We start from the raw sequence: 3,156 nt of genomic DNA, 5'->3' as shown, positions 1-3,156 counted from the left end.
TTAAGGCCTGATAAGCAAAAAAAGAATTTTCAGCCTATCCATAAAAGATGGATTATTGAAAGAACATTTGCTTGGTTTGATAACCATCGAAGACTATGCCGAATTTATGAACTGCTAATCGAAAATGCAGAAGAAATGGTTAAAGTGGCCACTATAAAACATTTATTGAACAAAATTTAAACAGGCTCTAACATCTCTTATCATTAAGAAAAAAGTTAGGATAATATATTTTTTATGATTAAAGATTGTATCTTCGCATCTTTAAAAAAGAATATAAAACTTTAAATCAGATGAAAAAGGGACTATTAGCCCTCGCTTTTGGCGGATTATCTATTGGAATGACCGAATTCACAATGATGGGAATTCTGCCAGATATTGCTGCCGATATGGGATTGAAGATACCTGTAGCCGCCCACCTTATCGCTTTATATGCACTTGGGGTATTCGTAGGTGCTCCTATTTTGGTATTATGCACGGGTAAATTGGCTCCCAAGAAAATCCTTATCTCTTTGATGTTAGTGTTTTTTGTATTCAATGGTATTTTTGCCCTTGCACATAATTATTGGAGTATGCAGTTGGCCCGTTTTATGTCGGGATTGCCCCATGGTGCATTTTTTGGAGTAGGCTCTGTAGTGGCTGCTAAAATGGCTCCTACAGGAAAGAAAGCTCAATATATTTCGATTATGTTTACAGGTATGACGGTTGCCAATTTATTGGGAGTCCCTTTGGGTACATATTTAGGACATCACTACTCTTGGAAAATAACCTACGCAATTATTTCTTTTTTTGGATTGTTAACCTCATTTACACTCTACTTTTGGTTGCCCGACATCTCTTCGGATCCCTCCAATAAGGTAGTGCAGCAGTTGTCTTATTTTAAAAAATCAGAAGCTTGGTTGCTGGTGGTTTTAATCTCTATAGGTACAGGAGGATTGTTTGCATGGATTAGCTATATCTCTCCTTTGGTAACAAAGGTTTCTGGAATCATAGAGTCCAGAGTACCTATTATTATGTTTTTAGTAGGATTAGGAATGTTTTTTGGGAACCTATTGGGGGGTAAACTTGCTGATTCTATCTCACCTACAAAAGCCTCCATGATTTGTTTTTTTTCCATGTCCATATGCCTGATATTGGTCTATTTTACTTCTCCCATTCAGTGGACTGCTTATCCTATGGCTTTTATCACTGGCGTAATATCTTTTACGATAGGATCGCCCATACAAATGATGCTGATCCGTTCAGCAGAAGGGGCCGAAACGATTGCAGCAGCGGCAGGTCAAGCCTGTTTTAATATGGGTAATACTTTAGGGGCTTATTTGGGCGGGATTCCCATTACTTTAGGTTTAGCGTATAGTACTCCTCTCCTTGTAGGAAGTGGTTTGTCTTTTATGGGGCTCGTAGGTTCTTTTATTTTTTATAAAACCATGCTGGTTAACAAAAATAAGAGCTAAAGCTGGATTTTTTGGCCTTGTTCCGGAAAGATAATTTGAACTTTCATAGGGTTATTTTCCATGAGTTGCTTTTTAATAATTTCAATTCTGTTGTCGCCAGGCTTTAGGTGTGTGATGATTATTTTCAAGTTTCTTAAGTCTCTAGCGTCAGATAATTGAGCCAATATAGAGAACTCTTCATTCAGAAGCTGTGGAGTGAGGTGCCCGAAAAGCGCATTCTCAGGACGCTCATTTTCAAAAGAAACTTCAATAAGTATGGCCTTTAGGCTTTTATTTTTCACAAGAGGAGCCACTTGGCGCCATAGATTTTTTAAAGCAGAACTCTTCTCATTTCTATCCGCACCAGTATCACCTAAATAAAGTACACTTTCTTTTTGAGTATTGGTAACCAGAATTGCTGAACTTTTATAAGGGTTTCCGTGGCTCAATGGAAAAATTCTCGCACTCATAGCAGTAGCTTCAATGGGAAAAGAAGTTGTATTTCCATGTTTCTTATAGGTATATTTCCCTAAAATAGGAGGCGTTCCTTCATTGGCAAAATTAATCCAGGCATCCTGTGTAAAATATCGTTGTTTCAATACCTCAGCAGTTTCTGGGGTGGAATAAATATTCTTCTTACTGTCTTCCGGAGAGTTTATCACCATTCCGGCCAGATGATCTAAGTGGCCATGAGATATAAAATAACCCTTTATATAATCTTTTAACACCGTCTCAGCATCTGTCGAAAAAGTGCCCTTTTCAATTGCCTTATCAATACCAGCCTTTAAGGTTCCTGCATCCAGACACAGAAATTTATTTTCGCCTTTCTCTCCAATAAGGTAAGCGCTTAAATTATTTTCTTGAATACCTCCATAGACTCCTAATGGGATTAAGTCAAAAGATTGTGCATTAAGGAACAAGAGGTTGTTGAAAAGTAGGCTAAGCAGAATTTTTTTCATGATTTCAGGAGTTTTTTTGGAGTAAGGTTTCTCGGTACATTTTGTAACCTAAGCTGTTGGTATTTAGAATTAAAAAATAAAAAAGATTTTTCATTTGGTTGAAAATATCTATTAAATTGATTAGTAGTTAGTTAAGTAGATGAGTAATCTCGTTCAAAACTACAAAATTTATTTTAAAAGAATGAGCAAACATTTGTAAACATATTGCTACAGATAAGCAAATTAGATTCCTAAATGATCCGTTCGGGAACTGGTGATACTGGATAGTACTGCGAAATACAGGTTAATTAATTTTGAATTACACTTGTTTAGGTGTATTTCCGGAACAACTTTGGAAGGTGTATCTCGAACTGTGTCATAAACATTATCTTTAAATATAATACCTTATGGCACAAGAAGAATTTGACTTTGAGTCTTTTAAGAATGAGGCTATTGCCGGCCTTTATTCTGGAAAAAAAAAGACTGGCACCGATGGGGTTCTGTCTCCAATGGTGAAGCACTTTCTGGAATCTATGATGTCCGGTGAGCTTGACTACCACCTTGCTCAGGATAAACTTAACGAGCAAATTAACCGTAAGAACGGTAAAACGAAGAAGCCCGTGCGTAGTCTAAGTGCTGGCTCATTTGAGTTAGAAACTGGTCGTGACCGCCTGGGTACTTTTGAACCTAAGATTATGCCCAAACGCCAGCTAATCATTACCGATGAGCTGGAAGGTACTATCTTATCGATGTACGCTATGGGAGTGAGTACCCGAGCAATGCGGGAT

Annotated in this window: 4 protein-coding genes; 3 read left to right on the top strand and 1 reads right to left on the bottom strand. The window is 37.5% G+C overall.

Features of this window, described 5'->3' with window-relative positions:
• Positions 1-180 (top strand): transposase (locus GNY06_RS08620; RefSeq protein ID WP_166519705.1); only part of this gene is annotated, 180 nt, incomplete at its 5' end.
• 110 nt (positions 181-290) lie between these two features.
• Positions 291-1,451 (top strand): MFS transporter, encoded by a 1,161-nt coding sequence (locus tag GNY06_RS08615; RefSeq protein WP_166519704.1) that lies wholly within the window; start codon positions 291-293, stop codon positions 1,449-1,451.
• Here the strand turns inward: GNY06_RS08615 and GNY06_RS08610 are convergent.
• On the bottom strand, positions 1,448-2,389 hold the full coding sequence (locus GNY06_RS08610; RefSeq protein ID WP_166519703.1) for an MBL fold metallo-hydrolase: 942 nt from the start codon (positions 2,387-2,389) through the stop codon (positions 1,448-1,450). The genes GNY06_RS08615 and GNY06_RS08610 overlap by 4 nt on opposite strands.
• A gap of 386 nt (positions 2,390-2,775) precedes the next feature.
• On the opposite strand from GNY06_RS08610, the gene GNY06_RS08605 reads away from it, so the two are divergent.
• Positions 2,776-3,156 (top strand): transposase (locus GNY06_RS08605; protein ID WP_176590002.1); only part of this gene is annotated, 381 nt, incomplete at its 3' end.

The sequence above is a fragment of the Elizabethkingia argenteiflava genome, assembly GCF_009904105.1.
GTDB lineage: Bacteria > Bacteroidota > Bacteroidia > Flavobacteriales > Weeksellaceae > Elizabethkingia > Elizabethkingia argenteiflava.
This window is presented reverse-complemented; position numbering and strand designations above follow the sequence as displayed.

What these genes read in the sequence shown, in the direction of transcription:
- GNY06_RS08615 (WP_166519704.1), top strand. Translation starts at nt 291, where the DNA reads ATGAAAAAGGGACTATTAGCCCTCGCTTTTGGCGGATTATCTATTGGA.
- GNY06_RS08610 (WP_166519703.1), bottom strand. Translation starts at nt 2,389, where the DNA reads ATGAAAAAAATTCTGCTTAGCCTACTTTTCAACAACCTCTTGTTCCTT.